Source organism: Kineococcus gynurae, assembly GCF_042433995.1.
In the GTDB taxonomy this organism is placed as follows: Bacteria; Actinomycetota; Actinomycetes; order Actinomycetales; family Kineococcaceae; genus Kineococcus; species Kineococcus gynurae.
In genome coordinates, this window is the sequence record NZ_JBHLUI010000010.1 from 339,125 (window position 1) to 362,570 (window position 23,446).

Annotated in this window: 21 protein-coding genes; 18 read left to right on the forward strand and 3 right to left on the reverse strand. The window is 74.8% G+C overall.

Annotation, left to right across the window (positions count from 1 at the left end; genetic code table 11):
- Positions 1 to 65: 65 nt before the first annotated feature.
- Both tsaB and rimI read left to right on the forward strand, forming a co-directional pair.
- Complete coding sequence (tsaB, locus tag ACFFKU_RS15370) at positions 66 to 734, forward strand: tRNA (adenosine(37)-N6)-threonylcarbamoyltransferase complex dimerization subunit type 1 TsaB (protein ID WP_380139221.1); 669 nt, start codon at positions 66 to 68, stop codon at positions 732 to 734.
- On the forward strand, positions 731 to 1,222 hold the full coding sequence (gene rimI, locus ACFFKU_RS15375) for a ribosomal protein S18-alanine N-acetyltransferase (RefSeq protein WP_380139222.1): 492 nt from the start codon (positions 731 to 733) through the stop codon (positions 1,220 to 1,222). Before tsaB ends, rimI begins: the two co-directional genes overlap by 4 nt.
- Here the strand turns inward: rimI and ACFFKU_RS15380 are convergent.
- Positions 1,206 to 2,411: a class I SAM-dependent methyltransferase gene (locus ACFFKU_RS15380; RefSeq protein ID WP_380139223.1), complete on the reverse strand. Its 1,206-nt coding sequence runs from the start codon at positions 2,409 to 2,411 to the stop codon at positions 1,206 to 1,208. The two genes, rimI and ACFFKU_RS15380, sit on opposite strands and share 17 nt — an antisense overlap.
- Before the next feature lie 212 nt (positions 2,412 to 2,623).
- Here ACFFKU_RS15380 and groES point away from each other — a divergent pair, with 212 nt between their 5' ends.
- Together groES and groL are read left to right on the forward strand one after the other, a co-directional pair.
- A complete protein-coding gene (groES, locus tag ACFFKU_RS15385) occupies positions 2,624 to 2,920 on the forward strand; it encodes a co-chaperone GroES (RefSeq protein ID WP_380139224.1) in 297 nt (98 codons plus the stop codon).
- A gap of 102 nt (positions 2,921 to 3,022) precedes the next feature.
- A complete protein-coding gene (gene groL / locus ACFFKU_RS15390) occupies positions 3,023 to 4,642 on the forward strand; it encodes a chaperonin GroEL (RefSeq protein ID WP_380139225.1) in 1,620 nt (539 codons plus the stop codon).
- 191 nt (positions 4,643 to 4,833) lie between these two features.
- Here groL and ACFFKU_RS15395 read toward each other — a convergent pair whose 3' ends face one another.
- Entirely contained in the window at positions 4,834 to 5,136 is a 303-nt protein-coding gene (locus ACFFKU_RS15395) for a WhiB family transcriptional regulator (RefSeq protein WP_380139227.1), read from the reverse strand.
- A 315-nt stretch (positions 5,137 to 5,451) separates the two neighbouring features.
- Between ACFFKU_RS15395 and ACFFKU_RS15400 the strand changes: the two genes are divergently transcribed.
- The 10 genes from ACFFKU_RS15400 (at position 5,452) to guaA (ending at position 17,554) form a co-directional block, all read left to right on the forward strand.
- Positions 5,452 to 6,642 (forward strand): MerR family transcriptional regulator, encoded by a 1,191-nt coding sequence (locus tag ACFFKU_RS15400; RefSeq protein WP_380139229.1) that lies wholly within the window; start codon positions 5,452 to 5,454, stop codon positions 6,640 to 6,642.
- Positions 6,643 to 6,790: 148 nt separating this feature from the next.
- Positions 6,791 to 7,402, forward strand: coding sequence for a response regulator transcription factor (locus tag ACFFKU_RS15405; protein WP_380139231.1), 612 nt, complete (start codon positions 6,791 to 6,793; stop codon positions 7,400 to 7,402).
- A 315-nt stretch (positions 7,403 to 7,717) separates the two neighbouring features.
- On the forward strand, positions 7,718 to 8,302 hold the full coding sequence (gene shbA, locus ACFFKU_RS15410; protein ID WP_380139382.1) for an RNA polymerase sigma factor ShbA: 585 nt from the start codon (positions 7,718 to 7,720) through the stop codon (positions 8,300 to 8,302).
- Positions 8,299 to 9,798 carry a hypothetical protein gene (locus tag ACFFKU_RS15415; protein WP_380139232.1) on the forward strand — a complete coding sequence of 500 codons (1,500 nt, stop codon included), beginning with the start codon at positions 8,299 to 8,301 and terminating at the stop codon, positions 9,796 to 9,798. The genes shbA and ACFFKU_RS15415 overlap by 4 nt, the downstream gene beginning before the upstream one ends.
- 75 nt (positions 9,799 to 9,873) lie before the next feature.
- Positions 9,874 to 11,415: an IMP dehydrogenase gene (gene guaB, locus ACFFKU_RS15420; protein ID WP_380139233.1), complete on the forward strand. Its 1,542-nt coding sequence runs from the start codon at positions 9,874 to 9,876 to the stop codon at positions 11,413 to 11,415.
- Between the two features lie 60 nt (positions 11,416 to 11,475).
- Positions 11,476 to 12,474 (forward strand): glycosyltransferase, encoded by a 999-nt coding sequence (locus tag ACFFKU_RS15425; RefSeq protein WP_380139234.1) that lies wholly within the window; start codon positions 11,476 to 11,478, stop codon positions 12,472 to 12,474.
- Complete coding sequence (locus tag ACFFKU_RS15430) at positions 12,471 to 13,793, forward strand: hypothetical protein (RefSeq protein WP_380139235.1); 1,323 nt, start codon at positions 12,471 to 12,473, stop codon at positions 13,791 to 13,793. The genes ACFFKU_RS15425 and ACFFKU_RS15430 overlap by 4 nt, the downstream gene beginning before the upstream one ends.
- A 9-nt stretch (positions 13,794 to 13,802) precedes the next feature.
- Positions 13,803 to 14,927: a GuaB3 family IMP dehydrogenase-related protein gene (locus ACFFKU_RS15435; RefSeq protein WP_380139236.1), complete on the forward strand. Its 1,125-nt coding sequence runs from the start codon at positions 13,803 to 13,805 to the stop codon at positions 14,925 to 14,927.
- A 7-nt stretch (positions 14,928 to 14,934) separates the two neighbouring features.
- Positions 14,935 to 15,912 carry an oxidoreductase gene (locus tag ACFFKU_RS15440; protein WP_380139238.1) on the forward strand — a complete coding sequence of 326 codons (978 nt, stop codon included), beginning with the start codon at positions 14,935 to 14,937 and terminating at the stop codon, positions 15,910 to 15,912.
- Positions 15,913 to 15,922: 10 nt separating this feature from the next.
- Positions 15,923 to 17,554, forward strand: coding sequence for a glutamine-hydrolyzing GMP synthase (gene guaA / locus ACFFKU_RS15445; RefSeq protein WP_380139239.1), 1,632 nt, complete (start codon positions 15,923 to 15,925; stop codon positions 17,552 to 17,554).
- Between the two features lie 22 nt (positions 17,555 to 17,576).
- Here the strand turns inward: guaA and ACFFKU_RS15450 are convergent, their stop codons facing one another.
- Entirely contained in the window at positions 17,577 to 18,950 is a 1,374-nt protein-coding gene (locus ACFFKU_RS15450; protein ID WP_380139241.1) for an aminotransferase-like domain-containing protein, read from the reverse strand.
- Positions 18,951 to 19,206: 256 nt separating this feature from the next.
- On the opposite strand from ACFFKU_RS15450, the gene ACFFKU_RS15455 reads away from it, so the two are divergent.
- From ACFFKU_RS15455 to ACFFKU_RS15470, 4 genes are all read left to right on the forward strand, one after another.
- Positions 19,207 to 20,091 carry an SURF1 family protein gene (locus tag ACFFKU_RS15455; RefSeq protein WP_380139242.1) on the forward strand — a complete coding sequence of 295 codons (885 nt, stop codon included), beginning with the start codon at positions 19,207 to 19,209 and terminating at the stop codon, positions 20,089 to 20,091.
- Positions 20,088 to 20,462, forward strand: a complete 375-nt coding sequence (locus ACFFKU_RS15460; RefSeq protein WP_380139243.1) for a DUF3817 domain-containing protein — start codon at positions 20,088 to 20,090, stop codon at positions 20,460 to 20,462. Before ACFFKU_RS15455 ends, ACFFKU_RS15460 begins: the two co-directional genes overlap by 4 nt.
- Entirely contained in the window at positions 20,459 to 21,271 is an 813-nt protein-coding gene (locus tag ACFFKU_RS15465; protein ID WP_380139244.1) for an NUDIX hydrolase, read from the forward strand. Before ACFFKU_RS15460 ends, ACFFKU_RS15465 begins: the two co-directional genes overlap by 4 nt.
- Before the next feature lie 116 nt (positions 21,272 to 21,387).
- Entirely contained in the window at positions 21,388 to 23,367 is a 1,980-nt protein-coding gene (locus ACFFKU_RS15470) for a bifunctional metallophosphatase/5'-nucleotidase (RefSeq protein ID WP_380139246.1), read from the forward strand.
- Positions 23,368 to 23,446: the final 79 nt, after the last annotated feature.

Here is a 23,446-nt window from a genome sequence, read left to right on the forward strand (position 1 = left end):
AGCACGACGGTGGAGCGTGACCAGGGCCCGGAGGAGGTGCAGAACCGGCCCGTAGCATCCCGGGCGTGCTCCTTCTCGCCATCGACACCGCCACCGACGGGGTCGCGGTCGCCGTCCGGGACGACTCCGGGACCCTGGCCGCGCGCCGGGCCGGGGACGCCCGTCACCACAACGAGGTGCTCGTCCCGACCGTCGAGGCGGTGCTGGCGGAGGCCGGTCGCGAGCGGCGCGACGTCACCCACGTCGTCGTCGGGGTCGGGCCCGGGCCCTACACCGGGCTGCGGGTGGGCATCGTCACCGCCGCCACGCTCGCGCTGGCCTGGGGAGCGGAGCTGCACGGGGTCTGTTCCCTCGACGCCCTGGCCCACGCCGCCGTGGCCGCGGGCGTCGAGGGGGAGTTCCTCGTCGCCACCGACGCGCGCCGTCGCGAGGTCCACACCGCGCGCTACCGGGTCGGGGCCGGGGGGGCGGTCCGCCTCGCCGGACCCGACGTCGTGGCGCCCGCGGCCGTCGAGCGGGACGGGCTCGTCGTCGTCGGCCGAGGCTCCGCACTCCACCCCGACCACCTCGGCCCCGCCCGCGAGCCGTTCGACGTCGACGCCACGGCGCTCGCCGACCTCGCCGCCGCCGCGCTCGCCGGCACGGGCACGCTGCCGCTGCTGCCGGCCGAACCGCTCTACCTGCGCCGCCCCGACGCCGTCGAACCCGGGGCCCGCAAGCGCGTGACGGGATGACGGGGGACACCTCGCCCGGCGACCCCGTCCTGCGGCCGATGCGCTGGTGGGACGTCGAACCCGTGGCCCGCCTCGAACGCGAGCTGTTCGGGGCGACGGCGTGGACGACGGAGATGTTCTGGGCCGAGCTGGCCCGTCCCGACCGGGGCTTCCTCGTCGTCGACGACGGGGCCGTCGCGGGGTACGGGGGCGTGCTGCTCAGCGGCTCGGAGTCCGACCTGCAGACCATCGCCGTGGCGGAGCGCCTGCAGGGCAGAGGGATCGGTCGGCGTCTGCTGCGGGCGCTGACCGACCTGGCCGTCGCGCGCGGGGCGCGGCGGATGCTGCTGGAGGTGCGCGCCGACAACGCCGGGGCGCAGGCGCTCTACGCCTCGGAGGGGTTCGCGCCGATCGCCCGGCGGGCGCGCTACTACCAGCCGGGCGACGTCGACGCCGTCATCATGCGGGCCACCCTGGGGCGCGGTGCCGACGTCAGCCCAGCGGACTGACCACCAGCACGCTCTGCCGACCCTGCACCCGGGTCAGCACGACGGTGGCGGCGACGGACCCCTTGAGCCCCAACTGCTTGCGCAGGGTCTCCGGTTCGACGGCGGTGCCGCGCTTCTTGACCGTCAGCGGTCCCACGTCGCGGGCCCGCAGGTAGGCGCGCAGCGACTTCAGCCCGAACGGCAGGACGTCGTGGACGGCGTAGGCGTGCGTGAACGGACTGCGGGTCGGGTCGTCGGTGCTGACGTAGGCGATGGTCTCGTCGAGCAGCCGGGCCCCCAACGGCGCGGCGACCGTGCCGACCAGACCGGCCCGGATGACCGCGCCGTCGGGTTCGTGCAGGAACGCGCCGACCGCCCCCACCCCGACCTCGACCGCGTCGCGGGAGGTGACGCGGTGGGCCCGGCCGTGCCGCAGGACGGTGGCGGAGCGGGCGACCCCGGCGTGCGCCAGCGGTCCGCACCACAGCGCGCACTCGACCACGTCGCCCTCGACCGAGGTCCACTCCGCCTCGGCCCCGGCCGGGACCACGGCGTGCGGCAGCCCGGGGGCGAGCTTGGCCCCCGTGGCGGGCACCCGCTCCGCGGTGGCCAGCACGAACGACAGCGGCGGGCTGGTCGCCTCGGGGTCGAAGAGCCGCCGACCACCCCCGGTGCGACGGGCCGGGTCGAACCAGGCGCCGTCGCGGGGACCGAGCTCGTCGACGACCCCGCCGGTCACGTCAGCGGTCCGCACCTCGACCCGGGCGCCCGCGGGGGCGTCGACGCCGAGGTTGTGGGCCGCCACCGCGGCGGTGAGCGGGTCGGCGTCGACGGCCAGGACGTCGAGCCCGGCGTCGCGCAGGGCGAGGGCGTCGGCCCCGACCCCGCACCCCAGGTCGGCCACGCGGTCGACACCGGCCCCGAGGAACCGCTCGGCGTGCCGCGCGGCGACCGCGGCCCGCGTCGCCTGCTCCGCGCCGGCCGGGGTGAGCAGCAGCCGCTCGGCGCGCTCTCCGAACTTGGCCGCCGCCCGCGCCCGCAGCCGCAGCTGGGTCATCGCCGCGGCGGCCAGCGCCGGCTCGTGACCCTCGGCCCGCAACCGTTGCGCGAGGACCAGCGGGTCGGCCGTGGCCGCGTCCTCGGCCTGCAGCCGGGCCAGCAGCGCCGCCCCGGTCGGACTGGTGAGGGCGGCCAGGTCGTCGACGTTCACCCGGAGGATGCTCCCAGGTCGGGTGCCGGTCTGGCACTCGCCTCCGCAGAGTGCTAGCGTCGCGCTCAGCGTCGGTGGCACTCGGCAGGTCGGAGTGCCAACCGCAAGGCGGCGCCGGCCGGCACCCGCGACGACGGACGTCCGCAGCCTTGCACCGACCACCTCGTCCCAGGTTCGCAGAAGTTCACTGAAGCAGAAGGGGAGGGCCGCACGTGTCGGTCTCCATCACTCCGCTCGAGGACCGCATCGTCGTCAAGCCGCTCGACGCGGAGCAGACGACCGCTTCCGGTCTCGTCATCCCGGACACCGCCAAGGAGAAGCCCCAGGAGGGCGAGGTCCTGGCCGTGGGCCCGGGCCGCGTGGACGACAACGGCAACCGCGTCCCGGTCGACGTGACCGTCGGCGACAAGGTCATCTACTCGAAGTACGGCGGCACCGAGGTCAAGTACGGGGGGGACGAGTTCCTCATCCTCTCCGCGCGCGACGTGCTCGCCAAGGTCGCCAAGTAAGCGTCCTGAGCGTCTGACGCCCCGGGCCCGGAACTCCCGGGCACCGGGGCGTCCGCCGTTGGTCAACCAGCAGAAGATCTGCAGCAGAAGGGAACAGCACTCATGGCGAAGCAGCTGTCGTTCGACGACACCGCTCGCAAGTCGCTCGAGCGCGGCGTGGACGCCCTCGCCAACGCCGTCAAGGTCACCCTCGGGCCCAAGGGCCGCAACGTGGTCATCGACAAGAAGTGGGGGGCGCCGACGATCACGAACGACGGCGTCACCATCGCCCGCGAGGTCGAGCTCGACGACCCGTACGAGAACCTCGGCGCCCAGCTGGCCAAGGAGGTCGCCACCAAGACGAACGACGTCGCCGGTGACGGGACCACCACGGCCACCGTGCTGGCCCAGGCGTTCGTCAAGGAAGGCCTGCGCAACGTCGCGGCCGGCGCCGCCCCGTCGGGGCTGAAGCGCGGCATCGACAAGGCCGTCGACGCGGTCAACGCCAAGCTCCTCGAGCTCGCCCGCGACGTCGACGGCAAGGGCGACATCGCCCACGTCGCCACCATCTCCGCCCAGGACGCGAGCGTCGGCGACCTGCTGGCCGACGCGTTCGACAAGGTGGGCAAGGACGGCGTCATCACCGTCGAGGAGTCCTCGACGACCGCCCTGGAGCTCGACTTCACCGAGGGCATGCAGTTCGACAAGGGCTACATCTCGCCCTACTTCGTCACCGACGCCGAGCGTCAGGAGTCCGTGCTGGAGGACGCCTACGTCCTCGTGCACCAGGGCAAGATCTCCAAGGTCTCCGACCTGCTCCCGCTGCTGGAGAAGGTCCTGCAGCAGAGCAAGCCGCTGCTGATCATCGCCGAGGACGTCGACGGCGAGGCGCTGTCCACCCTCGTGGTGAACAAGATCCGCGGCACGTTCAACGCGGTGGCCGTCAAGGCCCCCGGCTTCGGCGACCGTCGCAAGGCGATCCTCGGTGACATCGCCACCCTCACCGGTGGTCAGGTCATCGCCGAGGAGGTCGGCCTCAAGCTCGACCAGATCGACCTCGACGTGCTGGGCACCGCCCGGCGCATCGTCGTCACCAAGGACGACACCACGATCATCGAGGGCGCCGGGGACTCCGACGAGGTCTCGGGCCGCGTCGCGCAGATCAAGGCCGAGATCGAGCGGACCGACTCCGACTGGGACCGCGAGAAGCTCCAGGAGCGTCTCGCGAAGCTCGCCGGTGGCGTCGTCGTCATCAAGGTCGGCGCGCACACCGAGGTCGAGCTCAAGGAGAAGAAGCACCGGATCGAGGACGCCGTCTCCGCGACGCGCGCCGCGATCGAGGAGGGCATCGTCGCCGGCGGCGGCAGCGCCCTGGTGCACGCCGTCTCCGTCCTGGACGACGACCTGGGCCTGACCGGCGACGAGGCGACCGGGGTGCGGCTGGTCCGCCGCGGTGCCTCCGAGCCGCTGCGCTGGATCGCCGAGAACGCCGGGCTCGAGGGCTATGTCGTCGTCGAGCGGGTCAAGAACCTCGACCCGGGCCACGGCCTGAACGCGGCGACCGACGAGTACGTCGACCTGCTCGCGGCCGGGGTCATCGACCCGGTCAAGGTCACCCGCTCGGCGCTGCGCAACGCCGCCTCGATCGCGTCGATGGTCCTGACCACCGACACCCTCGTGGTGGACAAGAAGGAGGAGGAGCCGGCGGCCGCCGGTGGCCACGGCCACGGGCACGGCCACTGAGCCCCACCTGATCGACGAACGGCCCGTCCCCGGTGGGGGCGGGCCGTTCGTCGTCCCGGTCCACGGGTGGTCACCGCCACCGGGCCACGACCACCGGTGGCAGCGGACACGGAAAGGGCCCGGACGCCGCACCACGGCGTCCGGGCCCTGCTTCCTGGGCGGGTCGAGCCCGCCGTCGTCGGACCAGCAGCTCAGCTGGCGACGCGCAACGAACGGCGACGTTCACCCGCGTAGATCGCCTCACGGTCGTCCTCGGTGAGCCCACCCCACACCCCGTAGGGCTCGCGGACCTTGAGGGCGTGCTCCCGGCACATCTGCATGACGGGGCAGCTCGCGCACACGGCCTGCGCGGCGGCGTCGCGGTTGCGGCGGGCCGGGCCACGCTCGCCCTCGGGGTGGAAGAAGAGGGTGGGGTCGGCGTCGCGGCAGGAGCCGTCAAGCTGCCATTCCCAGATGTCGGCGACGGGTCCGGGGAGGCGGGAGATCTCGGCCATGGTGGGCTCCAGTCGTGTGGTGCTCGGTCCGGGTGCCTGTTGTTCACAGCCCCGGGAAGTTCGGTGAGGTTGACGCTACAACCGCTTCAGGAGTTGTTCAAGCCCCTGGGCAGAACTTCTTCAGAGGTGGTTCGCCCGGTCGGCCCCCCGGTCGCAGCACAGCGGCGGCGAGTTCGCACGGGCACGTCGCTGACCTGCATGAACAACCCCTGAACAACCGGCGCGCAGCCGCCCGACGGGGTCGAGGCTCCGCGACCGCGGCCCGGTCCGGCCCGTCGTGTGGCACTCCGGCCGCGGACTTGTCACGATCTGAGGGTGTCCCCGTCCTCGTCGGTCCCCTCGGGCGTCTCCTCCGACGTCGAGCCGGTCCCTGCCGGGTCGTCCCCCGCCGGGAGCGCCGCCGACGGTCCCGCTCCGTCCGCGCGCGGTGCCGGGGCGTCCGGGGCCCGGTTGACGTTGACCGTCGCCGCCGTCGCCAAGCGCCTGGGAGTCGCGCCCGCGACCCTGCGCACCTGGGACCGCCGCTACGGCCTGGGCCCCTCCGAGCACACCGCCGGGGAGCACCGCCGCTACTCCGCGACCGACATCGCCCGCCTCGTGGTCATGCGGCGGCTGACCCTCGAGGGCCTGCCCCCGGGGGAGGCGGCCGGGATCGCGGCCACCACGTCCGTCGCCGCCGGGGGTTTCGCCCTGGCCGAGGTCGCCACCATCCCCCCCGCCGTCGTGCAGGCGGCGATGACCGACGCGGCCGCGGTGGTCGGCCCGGACACCGAGCTCGGACTCCTGGGTCTCGCCGGGACCGCCGGTGTCGCCGACCTGGGCGACCGCCTCCCGACCGTGGACGGGACGGCCACCGATCCCGTTCCCCCGAGGCCGGCCGCGTCCACGCCGCCCCCCGCCGCCCGGGCGGCCGCCCCCCACGCGACCGCCCCCCGGGCGTCCGGCGCCCGGAGCGGCCCCGTCGCGACCACCGGTCCGGACCCCGAGGTCGTCCGGGGGATCCGCGAGACCGTCGCCCGGCTCGGCGCGGCCCGTGCGTGGGACGAGGAGCTCGCCGAGCGCGTCCTGACGGGCGGGCCCACGGCGGCCGCCGAGGTGAACGCCGCGGTCGCCGGTCAGTCGGTTCCGGCCGGGCCCCGCGCCGTCCTCGTCTCGGGTCCGGCCTCGCCCGTGGTGCCGTTGGCCGCCCTCGCGCTCGCCGAACTGGGCCTCGGTTCCCGCTGCGCCGGCGTGGGGGCCCCGGGGCGGATGCTCGCGGCCGCGGTGCGGCGCAGCACGCCCCCCGCGGTCCTGCTGCACGCCGAGGGCGCCGACGACGTGCCCCCGCACGACGGCCTGCTCTCGCTGCTGGCCGTCCGACCCGCCCCGCTCGTGGTCCTGAGCGGCTCCGGCTGGGCCGCCGCGACGGTCGCCGCGGCCACCACCACCGCGGTGCGCGCGGGGGCCGTCCGGGCCAAGAACCTCGCCGAGGCCGTTGCCCGCTGCGCCTCGGCCGTCCGCGCCTGAAGCGCCGCCGGCACCGGCCGAACCCGGTGGCCCTCCGAGGCTCAGGTCGCCGGGTGGTCCTGCCGACATCTTCTGCTGTGGCGCCCCGCTGGGGCGCGACAACCCGAGCCACGGACGGCTCGGGCCACACCACAGGGAAGAGGTAACAGTGGCTACGGTTCTGGTCTGCGACGACCTGCCGCTCGCTCGGGAGGCCATGCGACGACTCGTCGCGGCGGTCCCGGGTGTCACCCGGGTCGTCGGAGCGTCCTCGGGGGAAGAAGCTCTCACGCGGTGGCCGGTCGAACGGCCCTCGCTCGTCATCATGGACGTCCGGATGCCCGGGATCGGCGGGGTGGAGGCCGCGCGTCGGCTGCTGGCCCGGCACCCCGAGGCGAACGTCCTGATGGCCACCATGGCCGAGGACGGCGACGGGGTGGCCCGCGCGGTCGCCGCCGGCGCCCGGGGGTACCTGGTCAAGGACGTCTCCCGCGAGGAGCTCGCGACCGCGGTCCTGCAGTCGCTGCAGGAGGTCTCGCGCCGTCGCACCCAGGGGCAGGACCGCGTCGTGATGACCGGTCGCGCCCCGGCCCTCACCGAGCGCGAGGGACAGGTGCTGGCGGGCATGAGCCGCGGGCGCAGCAACGCCGAGATCGGGCGGGAGCTGTTCCTGTCCGAGGACACCGTCAAGACCCACGCGCGTCGGTTGTTCCGCAAGCTGGAGGCGGCCGACCGCGCCCAGGCGGTGGCCGTCGGCTTCCGCTGGGGCCTGGTGCGCTGAGCGCGCCGACCCGGCGTCGCCCGATTGCCGGGACAGCGGTGGGTCCCCGTCTCGTACGGTAGAGACGTGAACCCCGGGGGAGGCGACGCCGGCGGTCCCCCCGTGCTCGCCGATGGGCGGGTGGCGGGGGACCTCCGCGACCTCGACGACCCCGTCGACGGCCCGGCCGGACTCGCCCCCGTCCCGCACGACGGGGGGGTCGCGGTGCTCGACGACGCTCCGGACGACCTCGAGGGCGAACACTCGGTAGATGTCTCCTCACCAGCAGTCACAGAAGGGGCGAACTCCGGTGTAACGCCCGCAGGGCGTCGGGCGATGACCCCAGTGGATGCCGGGGGGCTCCAGGAATTGGCGACGCGCGCCCTGATGGGGGATCAGGGCGCCGTCGCCGACCTTCTGGAAGCGGTGCGACGCCGGGTCCACCGTTACTGCCGGGCTCGGCTCGGGCGTCTGCCCGGAGCCGATCAGGCCGCAGAGGATGCGGCACAGGAGGTGTGCATCGCCGTGCTGACGGCTCTGCCCCGCTACAAGGACACGGGTCGCCCGTTCGAGGCGTTCGTGTACCGCATCGCGGCCAACAAGGTCGCCGATGCGCAGCGGGCCGCCTACCGCACCCCGGTGCCCACCGACGAGGTCCCCGACACCGTCAGCGACGAACCGGGTCCGGAGCAGCTCGCCCTGGACGCCTTCGACGCCGAGACGGTGGGGCGCCTGCTGGACCATCTCCCCGCGAAGCTGCGGGAGATCATCACGTTGCGGGTCGGCGCAGGCCTGTCCGCCGAGGAGACGGGGAAGTCGCTCGACATGACCGCCGGAGCCGTGCGCGTCGCCCAGCACCGGGCGATGCAGCGTCTGCGCAAGATCGCCATGGACGACGCCTCCTTGCGGGTGTCGTCGTGAGCGACGTGACGGGTCCGACCACGGGTCCCCGGCGCCGCGGGCACCTCCGCTCGGTCGCCGAGGGTGGCCCCTCGGTGCCCGACCTCCTCGAGACCGACGCCCTGCTGGACCGCCTCGGCAGCCACGAGTCCACCGACGCCGACCTGCAGGACCCGGTCGGCCGCCTGCTGCACGGCTTCGCGCTGTTCTCCGACCCCTTCACGGCCGGGGCCCGCCCCGTCGTCGTCGAGCTGCCCGCCGCCGAGGCCGACGAGGCCGCACCCGTGGAGGTGCCCGCCCCCCGCGTGCTGGTCGCGCGCCGCAGCGCGTTGCAGACCTTCGGGCGCGGGACCGCGGCGGCCTGCGCGATCGTCGGGCTCTTCGCCGGCACCGCCGCGGCCGCCTCGACCAGCACCGACGCCCTCGGAACGCTGACCCAGCGGGTCAGCGCGAGCGCCGACGCCGCCCGCCCGAGCGTCCCGGCCCCCATCCTGGAGTTCTTCGCGGGCTCTCCCGAGGAGCGGGTCATCAAGGTCGTCCAGCGCGCCAAGGTCTCGGCCAGCGTGGGCAACGTCGCGGGGGCGCAGGCGCAGGTGGCCGCGGTCGCCGAGCAGCTCGACGCGGCCAGCCGGGACCCGGGTCTCATCCAGGGCGGGTTGCTCGGTGAGGACCCGACCGCGCTCGGCCTGCTGCTGGAGACCGTGAACGCGGCCGCCACGGACCTGGCCGTCAGCGGGGAGATCTCCGAGGAGACCGCCGCCGGCCTGGAGGTGCTGCCGACCGCGGCCCCGGCCCCGGCACAGACCCCGCAGACCCTGACCGACGTGATCATCGCCGGGATCACGCAGTCGGCGACGCCGGGGCCCTACGCGCCCCTGTCGCCCACCGCGAGCCCGAGCGCGCCGTTCACCCCGCGGCCGAGCAGCCCCGTGGCCACCCCGACCGGTGAGCCGGCCCCGGAGCCGACCGCCCCGGTCGCGACCACCCCGGACGGCACCCCGGTCTCGCCCGCGCCGACCGGTGGGGTCGGCACGCCGACGACCGAGCCGCCGCCGACGACCACGCCGCCGACGACGGACCCGACCGACCCGCCCACGACGACGCCGGACCCGACGGAGCCGCCGACCACGACGCCGGACCCGACGGACCCGCCGACCGCGACGCCGGAGCCGACCCGTCCGGAGACCCCGGTGGAGTCCCTGCCGCCGGAGCTGCCGACGCCGGGGGAGACCCCGGTCGAGACCCCGGCGCAGGAAGAGGTCCCGCCGCCCGCGCCGGAGGTGCCGCCGACGGGGGTCGCCCTGCCGCCGCTGCCCACGCCCGAGCCCGTGCCGGTCGTCGAGCCCGGCGACGTGGTCGTGCCGCTGCCCGACGTGGACCCGACCCCGCTGCCGGTCGAGGTGACCGCCCCGGTCGACCCCGTCGTGCCCACCCCGGTGGACGGCGACCTCGGGGTCGAGGTCCCGCTGCCGGACCCGGTCGTCACCCCGCTGCCCGGCAGCGTCGGGCTCGTCTGAGCCCGGCGCCGGGCCCGTCCTCCCGACGGGGTCGTGGTGGCAACGACCCGCCGGACAGGGCCTAGCATCGTCAGGGTGAGCGAGTTGACCCCCGGAGCCGTTCCCGCCGCCGCGACGACGGGGTCCCACGACCCGTTCGGGTTCGTCGGGCTGACCTACGACGACGTGCTGCTGCTACCCGGCGAGTCCGACGTCATCCCCTCCGACGTCGACCCGTCCTCGCGCGTCTCCAAGCGCGTCACCCTCCGCATGCCGCTGCTCAGCTCGGCGATGGACACCGTCACCGAGGCCCGGATGGCCATCGCGATGGCCCGCCAGGGTGGCCTCGGGGTGCTGCACCGCAACCTGTCCGCCGAGGAGCAGGCCGCCCAGGTCGACCTGGTCAAGCGCTCGGAGTCCGGCATGGTGACCCAGCCGGTCACCACGACCCCGGACGCGACGCTGGCCGACGTCGACGAGCTGTGCGGGCGCTACCGCATCTCCGGCGTCCCGGTCGTGGACGCCCAGGGCGTGCTCGTCGGCATCGTCACCAACCGCGACCTCCGCTTCGAGGACGACTTCACCCGCCTCGTGCGCGACGTCATGACGCCGACCCCGCTGGTCACCGCGCGCCAGGGCGTGACCTCGGAGGAGGCCATGCAGCTGCTGCGCCGGCACAAGGTGGAGAAGCTGCCGATCGTCGACGACGCCGGTCGGCTCACCGGCCTGATCACGGTCAAGGACTACACGAAGCGCGAGCAGTACCCCCTGGCCACCAAGGACGAGGACGGTCGGCTGCGCGTCGCCGCCGCGATCGGCATCTTCGAGGACGCCTGGAAGCGCGGGATGGGGCTCGTCGAGGCCGGGGTCGACGTGCTCGTCGTCGACATGGCCCACGGGCACTCCAAGGCCGTGCTGGACATGATCGCCCGGCTGAAGAAGGACCCGGCGGCCGCCCACGTCGACGTCGTCGGGGGCAACGTGGCGACCCGGGCCGCTGCGCAGGCCCTCGTCGACGCCGGGGTGGACGGGATCAAGGTCGGGGTCGGCCCGGGCTCGATCTGCACCACCCGGGTCGTGGCCGGGGTCGGCGTCCCCCAGGTCACCGCGATCCACGAGGCGGCCAAGGCCGCCCGCCCGGCCGGCGTGCCGGTCATCGGCGACGGCGGTCTGCAGTACTCCGGGGACATCGCCAAGGCCCTGGTGGCCGGGGCCGACACCGTCATGCTCGGCTCGCTGCTGGCCGGCTGCGACGAGAGCCCGGGCGACCTGGTCTTCATCAACGGCAAGCAGTACAAGTCCTACCGCGGCATGGGTTCCCTGGGGGCCCAGCAGACCCGGCAGGGCGGCCGCTCGTTCTCCAAGGACCGCTACTTCCAGAACGACGTGGCCTCCGACGACCGGTTCGTCCCCGAGGGCGTCGAGGGTCAGGTGCCCTACCGCGGGCCGCTCGCCGCGGTCGCCCACCAGCTCGTCGGCGGGCTGCGCCAGTCGATGTTCTACGCCGGCGCCCGGACCATCCCCGACCTGCAGCGCACCGGGAAGTTCGTCCGGATCACGGCGGCGGGTCTCAAGGAGTCGCACCCCCACGACATCCAGATGACGGTCGAGGCACCCAACTACAGCGGTCGTCGCTGACGGTCCCGCCCGGGGCGGGTCGCCCCGGGACGGACCCCGTCCACGGTTAACCTCGCCACCATGCCTGCACCCGAGGACGAGGGGAACCGGGTGCGGATCGCCGTGGTCCTGCCCTGCCTGAACGAGGAGACCGCGGTCGGGACGGTGGTCGACGACGTGCGCGCGGCCCTGCCCGGCGCCGTCGTCTACGTCTACGACAACGGCAGCACCGACGCCACGGCCGAGGTCGCCCGCGCGCACGGGGCGGTCGTGCGGCGCGAGCCGCGTCCCGGGAAGGGCAACGTCATCCGCCGCGCCTTCGCCGACGTGGACGCCGACGTCTACGTCCTGCTCGACGGCGACGACACCTACGACGCCTCCGGGGCGGGGGAACTCGTCCGGCTGCTGGTCGCCGAGGGCCTCGACCACGTCGTCGGCGTGCGCCGGGCGAGTTCGAGCACCGCGTACCGCAAGGGCCACGAGGCGGGCAACCGCTTCCTCAACGGCGTCGTCTCGGCCGTCTTCGGCGAGCGCGTGACCGACATGCTGTCGGGGTACCGGGTCATGTCGCGCCGCTTCGTGAAGTCGTTCCCGGCGATCTCGCGCGGGTTCGAGGTCGAGACCGAGCTGACCGTGCACGCCGTGAACCTGCGGGTGCCGCAGCAGGAGGTCGCCATCGGGTTCCGCGACCGGGCCGACGGGTCGGAGTCCAAGCTGCGCACCTACCGCGACGGCTGGGCCATCCTGCGCCTGATCGCCCGCCTGGCCCGGTTCGAGCGGCCCCTGGCCGTGCACGCGGCCGTCGGCGGCCTGCTCGCCGTGCTGTCGCTGGCCCTCGGCGTCCCCGTCGTCCTGGAGTTCTTCGACACCGGCCTGGTCCCGCGCTTCCCGACGGCCATCGCCGCCTCGGCCGCCATGCTGATGGCGGTGCTGGTCGCGGCGATCGGGGTCGTGCTCGACGCCGTGCACCGGGCCGCCGACGAGGCCGCCCGCCTCGCCTACCTGCAGCACCCGGGCTCGCACGCCCTGGACGAACGCGGCGGTTCCGCCCGGCAGCAGGGGGCGGTGCGGACCCGATGAGGTCGCGCCCGACCTCCGGGCCGCGGGCCGCGGTCCGCTTCCTGCTCGGTCTCCTCGCCGGGCTGCTGGCCCTGCAGGCGGTCTTCCTCGGCCTCCTCGTCGCCGCCCAGGCCGTCCCCAACCGTCCGATCATCGACCACCTCGCCGCGGCCGTGGACAGCGGCGACTACGGCCCCTCCTACACCTCCGACGGGTTCGGCGGGATCGCCGACCGCTTCACCGAGTGCGTGCTGCTGGGCTACGGGGTCAGCTCCCCGGACGACCCGCGCTCGGTCTTCTACCGGGCGACCGGTGGGCCGCGGCTCTCGGCCTGCGACGGCGGCGCGGCCGAGATCGCCCGGCTCGCGGCGGGGGAGCGGCTGGTCCAACCGGCCGGCTACTACCGCTACTGGAGCGGGTACTCGGTGCTCACCCGTCCGCTGCTCGCGGTCACCGACGTCGCCGGGGTCCGGCTCGTCGTCGGGGGTCTGTTCGCGCTGGCCGGGCTCGCGGCCTTCCTCGCCCTGGCCCGGCGCAGCGGCGCGACGGCGGCGACCGCCCTGCTCGCCCCGCTCGTCCTGTCCTCCAACGTCATGGCCATGCCCGCGACGGCGTTCAGCCACGCCTTGGCGCTCGCGGCGGTCGCGGCCGGGGTGGCACTCGCCGTCGTCGGGGCCACCCGGGGGGTGCGCGGTGCGGTGCTCGGCGTCGCCGCGGGGGCCGCGCTGTTCTGCTACGTCGACCTGCTCACCGTCCCGCCGATGGCCTGGGCCTTGTCGGTGGCCGCCGCCGGCGCGGTCGTCCAGAGCCGGTGGGGTTCGCCCGGGAGGACCCTGCGCACGGTCCTCGCGACGGGCGCGGTGTGGCCCTTCGCCTTCGCCTTCACCTGGGTCTCGCGCTGGGTGATCGCCGCCGCGGTCCAGGGCCCGGAGGTGTTCGGCAAGGTCGGCGAGGTGGCGGGGTACCGCGTCGGCGGCGGGGAGGTGTCGAAGGCCTTCGGGGCGGGGCTGCGGGCCAACGTCGGGTACTGGCTGCAGACGATGCCCACCGCGGTTCCGGTCCTCCTGGCCGGTGCGGTCGTCGTGCTCGTCGCCCTCGCGCTCGGGCTGCGCCGGCACGGTCCCCGTTCACTCGTCACGTTCGTGGTCCTCGGCCTGCCCGCGCTGGTCGTGCCGGCCTGGTACTGCCTGCTGAGCAACCACTCCCAGGTGCACGCGTTCTTCACCTACCGCAGCGTGCCGGGGGCCGTCGGCGTGCTGCTGCTGGCCGCGGTGGTGGCCGGGAGCCGTCGGACCGACCGGGTGGAGGACGCGCGGGGCGGGGCGCCCGCGGCCCGATAGCCTGTCGCGGTGCAGGAGATCGAGATCGGCCGTGGCAAGCGCGGAAGGCGCGCCTACAGCTTCGACGACATCGCCGTCGTCCCGAGCCGGCGTACCCGGGACCCGGAGGTGGTCTCGACGAGCTGGCAGATCGACGCCTACCACTTCGAGATCCCGGTGCTCTCGGCGCCGATGGACTCCGTGGCCTCCCCGGCGACCGTCGTCGCGCTGGGGCGCCTCGGCGGCCTCGGCGTGCTCGACCTGGAGGGCCTCTGGACCCGCTACGAGGACCCGCAGCCACTGCTGGCCGAGATCGCGACCCTCGACCCGGCCGTCGCGACCCGTCGGATGCAGGAGATCTACGCCGAGCCGGTCAAGGCCGAGCTGATCACCGCGCGGCTCGCCGAGATCCGCGAGGCCGGGGTCACCGTGGCCGGGGCGTTGTCCCCGCAGCGCACGCGGGAGTTCTGGAAGGTCGTCGTCGACGCCGGGGTCGACCTGTTCGTCATCCGTGGGACGACGGTCTCGGCCGAGCACGTCTCCAGCTCCAGCGAACCCCTGAACCTCAAGCGCTTCATCTACGAGCTCGACGTCCCCGTGGTCGTCGGCGGGGCCGCGACCTACACCGCGGCCCTGCACCTCATGCGGACCGGTGCGGCCGGCGTCCTCGTCGGTTTCGGCGGCGGGGCGGCCTCCACGACCCGGGCCACGCTCGGCATCCACGCGCCGATGGCCTCCGCGGTCGCCGACATCGCCGCGGCCCGCCGCGACTACATGGACGAGTCCGGCGGGCGCTACGTCCACGTCATCGCCGACGGCGGGGTGGGCACCTCGGGCGACATCGTCAAGGCCGTGGCCTGCGGGGCCGACGCGGTCATGCTCGGGGCGGCCCTCGCCCGCGCGCAGGAGGCCCCCGGGCGCGGCTGGCACTGGGGCCCGGAGGCGCACCACGCCGAGCTGCCGCGCGGCGAGCGCGTGCACGTCGGCACCGTCGCCTCGCTGGGCGAGATCCTCAACGGGCCGGGCCGCGCCGCCGAGGGCACGACCAACCTCATCGGCGCGCTGCGTCGCTCCATGGCCACGACCGGCTACTCCGACCTCAAGGAGTTCCAGCGCGTCGAGGTCGTCGTGTCCCCCTACCAGCGATCGAACTGAGGCGACCATGACGACCGGGGCGGGCACGGCGGTGGGTGCGGGGGCGTGGACGCCCGACGCGATGGGCGACCAGAGCGGGCGCACGGTGCTGGTGACCGGGGCCAACTCGGGCCTGGGGTTCCACGTCGCGACGGAGTTCGCCCGGCGCGGGGCCGACGTCCTGCTGGCCTGCCGCAACGCGGAGCGGGCCCGGGCGGCGCTGGCCCGCCTCGACGCCGAGGTCGCCGACTCCGGGCGCCGGGCCCGGGCCGAGGTCGTCCAGCTCGACACCGCCGACCTGGCCAGCGTGCGCCGGGCCGCCGACATCGTCCTGGACAACCGGTCCAGCATCGACGTCCTGGTCAACAACGCCGGGGTGATGGTGCCGCCGTTGTCGCGCACCGCCGACGGTTTCGAGCTGCAGGTGGGCACCAACCACCTGGGGCACTTCGCCTTCACCGGTCGGCTGCTCCCGGCGCTGCTGGCCGGCGACGGGGCCCGGGTGGTCTCGGTGAGTTCCGTGGCCCACCGGTTCAACCCGCTGGACCGGGAGAACTACCAGTCCGAGACGTCGTACTCGAAGTGGCACGCCTACGGGCAGTCGAAGCTGTCGAACCTGCTCTTCGCGCTGGAGCTGAACCGGCGGGCCGGGGCGGCGGGGGCGCCGATCACGTCGGTGGCCGCGCACCCCGGGGTCTCCGACACCAACCTGTGGAAGTCGACCCCGCTGGGCGGGTCGAAGCTCGGGGAGAAACTCGGCGGGGTGGTCAACAAGGCGTTGGGTCATCCCTCCGACGTCGCCGCCTGGCCGTTGGAACGCGCCGCGACCGAGCCGGATCTGCTCGGCGGGGAGTTCTTCGGACCCGACGGCTTCATGCAGTGGCGCGGCTTCCCGGTGCACGTCCCCGCCGCCCCGCACGGCTACGACCCGTCGGCCGCGGCCTGGCTCTGGGCGCGGTCGGTGGAGTGGACCGGCGTCGACTTCGCGGCTCTCGGCAGCCGATAACCTGAGGGGCGTGACGCCGAACGCGCCCGAGAACCCCACCGAGCTCCCCGCCGAGGAGGCCGCCGAGCGGCAGCACCGGCCCGTCCTGGTCGTCGACTACGGCGCCCAGTACGCCCAGCTCATCGCCCGCCGGGTGCGCGAGGCCGACGTCTACTCCGAGATCGTGCCCTCCACGGCCCCGGTCGCGGACCTGCTGGCCAAGAACCCGGCCGCGGTGATCCTGTCCGGGGGTCCCGCCAGCGTGTACGCCGAGGGCGCCCCGCAGGTCGACCCGGCGCTGTTCGAGGCCGGGATCCCGGTCCTCGGCATCTGCTACGGGTTCCAGGCCATGGCCGCCGCCCTCGGGGGCGAGGTCGCCCGCACGGGGGTGCGCGAGTACGGCGGCACCCCGGCCACCCTGTCGGGGGAGTCGGTCCTGCTGCGCGACCAGCCGGCCGAGCAGAACGTCTGGATGTCGCACGGGGACTCCGTCGCCATCGCCCCGGACGGGTTCTCCGTCGTGGCCTCCTCCCCGGGTGCGCCGGTCGCGGCGTTCGAGGACACCGCCCGCAGCCTCTACGGCGTGCAGTGGCACCCGGAGGTCAAGCACTCCACCCACGGTCAGGACGTGCTCGTCAACTTCCTGCGCGACGGGGCCCGGATCACGCCGGACTGGACGACCGGCAACGTCATCGAGGAGCAGATCGCCCGCATCAAGGCCCAGATCGGCGACGGTCGGGTCATCTGCGCGCTGTCCGGCGGCGTGGACTCCGCGGTGGCCGGGGCGCTCGTGCAGCGGGCCGTGGGCGACCAGCTGACCTGCGTGTTCGTCGACCACGGGCTGCTGCGGGCCGGTGAGGCCGAGCAGGTAGAGCAGGACTTCGTCGCCGCGACCGGGGTCAAGCTCGTCGTCGTCGACGCCGTGCAGCGGTTCGCGGACGCCCTCGACGGGGTGTCCGACCCCGAGCAGAAGCGCAAGATCATCGGCCGGGAGTTCATCCGCGTCTTCGAGCAGGCCGCGCGCGACGTCGTCGCGCAGGTCGCCGCCGAGGACCCGGGGGCCGGTCACGAGGTGAAGTTCCTCGTCCAGGGGACGTTGTACCCCGACGTCGTCGAGTCCGGCGGGGGCACCGGCGCGGCCACCATCAAGAGCCACCACAACGTGGGCGGTCTGCCCGACGACCTGGCCTTCGAGCTGGTCGAGCCGCTGCGGGCGCTGTTCAAGGACGAGGTCCGCGCGGTCGGGCTGCAGCTGGGCCTGCCCGAGGCCATGGTCTACCGCCAGCCGTTCCCTGGTCCGGGGCTGGCCATCCGCATCGTCGGCGCGGTCACCCCCGAGCGCCTGGAGATCCTGCGCGCCGCCGACGCGATCGCCCGCGCCGAGCTCACCGCGGCGGGCCTGGACCGCGACATCTGGCAGTGCCCGGTGGTCCTGCTGGCCGACGTGCGCTCGGTCGGCGTCCAGGGCGATGGGCGGACCTACGGCCACCCGATCGTCCTGCGCCCGGTCTCCTCCGAGGACGCGATGACCGCCGACTGGACGCGCCTGCCCTACGACGTCCTGCAGAAGATCTCCACCCGCATCACCAACGAGGTCCCCGAGGTCAACCGGGTCGTCCTCGACGTCACGAGCAAGCCGCCGGGGACCATCGAGTGGGAGTGAGCCCCTCCCCGCGCTGAGGCGCTCAGAACGCCGAGGCGAGCCGTTGCACCGCGTCGGCGATCCGGGGGAGGTCGACGCCGGCGACGCACAGCCGGAGGTGGGCGGTGTCCTGCTCGGCGACCACGAAGTGCCGCCCGGCCCCGACCGCGACCCCCGCGCCCTCGGCTCGCCGGGCGAGGTCCGCGTCGTCGACCCCGCGGGGCAGTTCCAGCCACAGCGAGAACCCGCCCTGCGGCCGGGTGAACCCGCACTGGGGCAGCTCGATCGCGAGCGCGGTGGTCAGCGCCGTCATCCGTTCGCCCAGGGTCGCGCTCAGGAAGCGCAGGTGCGCGTTCCACCCCGCACCGGTGACGAGCTCCACGGCCGTCTCCTGCAACGGGCGGGGGACGAACAGGTCGTCGACGATGCGCAGCGCGCGGATGCGCTGCATGACCGGCCCCCGCGCGACGACGCAGCCCACCCGCAGCGACGGGGCGGCGGCCTTGGTCAGCGAGTTGATCGTGATGACCCGGCCGTCGGTGTCGTCGCGCAGCAGCGCGGGCGGCGGCGTGCTCGTGTGGCCGAGGAAGCGGGCGTAGTCGTCCTCGACCACGAAGGCCCCGGCCGCGGCGGCCGCCGCCAGGACGGGGCCGCGGCGGTCGGCCGCCAGGACGTGCCCGTCGGGGTTGGCGAAGGTGGGTTGCACGTAGAGGACCCGGGACCCGGTCGTGGCGAAGGCCCGTTCCAGCAGGTCGGGTCGCAACCCGCCCGCGTCGGTGGGGACCGCCACGGGGACCAGCCCGGCGCTGCGCAGCAACGAGATCACCCCGGGGTAACCCGGTTCGGCGACCAGGACGGGGGAGCCGGCGGGGACCAGGGACCGCAGCACGGTGGAGAGCGCCCCCTGCCCGCCGGGGGTGATCAGGACGTCCTCCGCCTCGGCCCCGACCTGCTGGGCGAACCACGTCCGCAGCTCGGGCAGCCCGCTGGGCGGTGGCACCGTCCAGGCCTGCGGGCGCCGCGCCGCCCGGGCCGCGGCCGCCGCCAGGCGCGAGGTCGGTTGCAGCCCGACGTCCAGGTACCCGCGGGAGAGGTCCAGGCAGTCGACGGGTGGGGCCGAGAGGGCCTCCAGCGCACCCGAGGCCTGCACCGGGGAGGCCCCCAGGGCGACCCGCTGCCACCCGGTGTCGGCCGGCCCGCCGACCCGGGCCCGGGCGACGAACGTGCCCGCCCCCGGCCGGGTGATCACGGTCCCGTCGGCCACGAGCTGGTCGATCGCCCGTTGCACCGTCACCGGGCCCACCCCCAGCTCGCGGACCAGCGAGCGGCTGCTGGGCAACCGCGCCCCGGCCGGCCGGTCCTTCACCAGCTCGCGGAGGGTGGCCGCCACCCGGGCCACACTGCTACTCTCGGACATGAGAAGACATAGTAGCGCTATCCAGAGTGATCGCGAAAGCGGTCGGGCGGTGACCTCGTGACCGCGCTGGTCGTCCTGGGGCTCCTCGTCGCCCTGGCGGTGCTCGCCCCGCTGGTCGGTGCGGATTCACGACGGTCCGGGGGCTGGACCTCCGGGGCCGGCTGGAGCACCGGGCCCACCGTGGCCCGTCGCCCCGACCGCTACCGCTCGTCGCCCCGATCGCGGAAGCGGTCGGAGCGGGACGTAACCTGGGCCGGTGCCCCCGCCGACCCCCGACGCCCCGGTGCGACCCGCGCCGCCGCCGCGGCTGACGTCACGGACGCTCGGCATCACGATCGCGACGGCGCTGGCGATCGCGGTGTGCCTCGTGCTCGGCGGCTGGCAGTGGGAACGCGGCAACGTCGTGGTGTCGGAGCCGCCGGCCGGTAAGCCCGTCGTCGCGATCGGCGACGTCGTGGACGCCGGCGCCGCGGCGGGGACCCCCGAGGCGATCCTGTCCTCCGACGAGGTCGGGCGTCGCGTCACCCTGAGCGGCACCTTCGACCCGGCGCTGGACCTGCTGGTCGTCGGCCGCCGCGACGACGGCCGCGACGGGGCCTGGGCCCTGGGGATGGTCCGGCTGGCCGACGGTTCCGGGATCCCGGTCGTGCGCGGTTGGGTCCCGGCCGGCGACCCCGCACCGCCGCTGCCGGTCGGACCGGTCGAGGTCGCGGGGGTCGTGCAGCCCCCCGAGGGGGCCGACCGGGCTCCCTCCCAGGACGCGCTGCCGCCCGGGCAGGTCTGGATCGTCTCGGCGGCGCAGCTGGTGAACCAGGTCGACTACCCCGTGGCCAACACCTACGTCACGGCCACGGGTGTCGACGGTCTCGCCCCGGAGGCCGACGGGCTGCGCACGGTGCCGCCCGCCGACCCGGGCAGCGCGACCCGCCGCCTCGACCTGCGCAACCTCGCCTACGCCGCGCAGTGGTGGGTGTTCGCCCTGTTCGCGGGCGTCGTCGGCTGGCGCGCGGTCCGCGACGACCGGGCCCTGGTGCGGGCGCGGGCGGAGGCGCGGGAGGATGCCCCCGAGCGGTCCGAGGGGCCGCCGCCGGGCGGAGACCCGGGGACGGACGACGTGCAGGAAGAGTTGACCAAGCGGTGAGTGACGAGACCGCCCGCGCCGGTGCGCGGGCCCAGGGCAGTGCCTCGATCCCCAAGGTGCGGGCGGCGCTGCTGCGCTACCGCGTGCTGGCCTGGATCACCGGGTTCGGCCTGATCCTGCTGACGTACAGCCTGCTCCGTCACGTCGGCCTGGCCCTGCCCGGGGCCGAGGGCATCAGCGAGTGGCTCGGTCCGATCCACGGCACCTTCTACATCCTGCTGCTGGTCTCCACCTTCGACCTCGGCACCCGGGTCCGCTGGAGCTGGTCGCGGATGATCCTCACCGCGCTCGCCGGGACCGTCCCCTTCCTCTCCTTCTACGCCGAGCGCCGCAACACCGCTGCCGTCGTCCGGCTGCTGCAGCGCGGGTGAACGTCGGGGCACGTCCGGGCGGGGAGCTCCTGCAACGGGTCGTCGTGCACGTCCGGGCCGAGGGGCGGGACCCCGCGTCCCCGCTGCCGTGGGCGGTGCTGCGGCACGGGGAGACCCCCGGGGTCGCGGCCGGTCGGGCGCTGGGGGTGCCCGGTGCGGTCGACGTCGGCGCCCTGCTCGACGTCCGTGACGCGACCCGGCACGACGCGGGCCTCGAGGTGCACACCGTCCACCTCGTCCTCGCGGTCGGCGAGGCGCACGCGGACCCGGTGGACCCCACGGACCTGCTGCTGGTGGCGGACGCGGCCGCCGCGGTCGAGCCCGCCGAGCGCGACCGGCTGCGCCCGGCCGGGGTCCCGGGGGAGGCGGTCGTCCGGCAGCGGCTGGCCGCCTACGCCGTCGTCGTCTCCGAGGACGACCGGTTGCTGCTCACCCGGCTCTCCACCCGCACGCCGAGCCCCGGCCGCTGGACGCTGCCCGGCGGCGGCGTCGACCACGGCGAGCACCCCGTGCGCGCCGCGGTGCGCGAGGTCCACGAGGAGACCGGGATGCGGGTCGGCGACGTGCGCCTGGCCGAGGTGGGCTCCGAGCACTTCACCGGGCGTTCGCCGCGCGGGGTCCTGGAGGACTTCCACGCGGTCCGCATCCTGGTCACGGCCACCGCCGAGGCCGTCCGGGTGCCCGAGGTGCTCGACGTGGGGGGCAGCACCGACGAGGCCCGCTGGGTGCCGCTGGCCCAGGCCGCGTCGATCGGACTGGTCGGTGTCGCTCACCGTGGTCTCGCGATCGCACAGCGTCTACGAACCTGAACGGGTCAGCGCGTTATCCCACAGCGTTCGCACGGTGACCGTTTCGCAACCGCACAGTTCCTGGCACACTCCGGCGGAGTCCCGCCTCCGGGCCCCCTAGTGGAGAACGAGAACTCATGCGCCGACGCCTGCTGCCCGCCGCCGCCACCATCGGGGTGACCGTCTCGATGCTCGGAGCGACCGGAGCGGGTGCCGCCACCCTCCCGCCCGACACCGTGGAGGGGACCCTCCCGGTCCTGCTGCCCGCTCCGGAGGCGGGGCGCACCCAGATCCAGATCGGGTCCTTCAACGACTTCCACGGCCGCCTCGAGGCCCCCGACGAGACCGACGACGGGGCACCGATCGGCGGGGCGGCCCAGCTGGCCGGCCTCTTCGACGTCATGCGGGCCGACAACGACAACACCGTGGTGGTCTCGGTCGGCGACAACATCGGCGCCTCGACCTTCACCAGCTTCGTCCAGCAGGACGCCCCCACCATCGCGGCGCTGAACGCGATGGACGTGGCCGTCTCGGCCGTCGGCAACCACGAGTTCGACCGCGGCTACGCCGACCTCGTCGACCGCGTCGGGGTCGAGGGCACCCCGGGGGCGGACGGGCAGCCGCCGCTGGCCGACTTCCCTTACCTCGGCGCCAACGTCTGGCTGGCCGACACCAACACCCCCGCGATGCCGGGCTTCTCGACCACGACCATCGACGGTGTCGACGTCGGCTTCATCGGCGTCGTCACCGAGCAGACCCCGAGCCTGGTCGCCCCGGACGGCATCAGCCGGCTGCGCTTCACCGACCCGGTCGCGGCAGCGAACTCCGTCGCCGCCCAGCTCTCCGACGGGAACGCGGCCAACGGTGAGGCCGACGTCATCGTGCTGCTGGCCCACGAGGGCTCCGCCGCCACCGACTGCGCCACGGTGGGGACCGAGGGCGCCTTCGGCCGGATCGTGCGCGACACCTCCCCGCAGGTCGACGCCATCATCTCCGGGCACACCCACCAGCTCTACGACTGCGAGTTCCCGGTCGCGGGCAAGGCGGTCGCCCGCCCGGTCATCTCCTCGCAGAGCTACGGGGTGGCCGCCGGCCAGATCCAGTTCGACGTGGACGACGCGACCGGCGAGGTCGTCGCCCAGGGCCACCGGGTCCTGCCGGTGCAGGGCTTCGCGAGCGACCCGGAGGTCGCGGGCATCGTCGACGCCGCGGTGGCCTCGGCCGCCGAGGTCGGCGCCCGACCGGTCGGCAGCATCACCGCCGACATCACCCGGGCCTTCGTCGGGACCGGCGACGACGCCGAGGACGACCGCGGGACCCAGTCCCCGCTGGCCAACCTGGTCGCCGACGCCCAGTTGCAGCAGACCGAGGCCTCCGGCGCCCAGCTCGCGCTGATGAACCCGGGCGGGGTCCGCGACGACCTGCTCTTCGCGGCCTCCGGCGGCGAGGGCGACGGGGTCGTCACCTACGCCGAAGCCGCTGCGGTGCAGCCGTTCGCGAACAGCATCGTGACCCTGTCGCTCACCGGCGCGCAGGTCCGGCAGGTCCTCGAGGAGCAGTGGCAGCCCGCCGGTTCTTCGCGTCCCTACCTGGCGCTGGGCGTCTCCCGGGGGATGCAGGTCAACTACGACCCCGCCGCTCCGGCCGGCCGGCGCATCGGTTCGGTGACCCTCGACGGGGTCGAGCTCGACCCGGCCGCGACCTACCGGGTGACGGTGAACTCCTTCCTCGCCGCGGGCGGCGACAACTTCACCACCCTGGCCGAGGGCACCGACCGCACCGAGCTGGGCTCGACCGACCTCGAGGTCTTCACGGCCTACCTCGGGCTGCCGGAGAACCAGCCGCTCACCCCGGACCTCACCCCGCGCTCGCAGGTCGTGGCCGGGGGGCAGCCCGCCCCCGTCCCGAGCGACCCGCCGACGTCCACGGCCCCGGCCGCCCCGGCCCCCTCGACCAGCCCGTCGTCGAGCTCCTCGGCCGCCGCGGTCGCCGCCGGCGACCTCGCCCGCACCGGCGCCGAACCCGCGCCCTGGCTCACGGTGGGCGCGGCGCTCGTCCTCGCCGGCGGCCTGCTGCTGCTCGCCGCCCGTCGCCGCGGGGTCCTGCGCCGGCACTGATCCCCGTCGCCGCCCCGCCCCCCTTCCTCCCCGTGATCAAGGAATCTCCCCTCGTGTCACCGGGGCCGGGAGCGGGGCG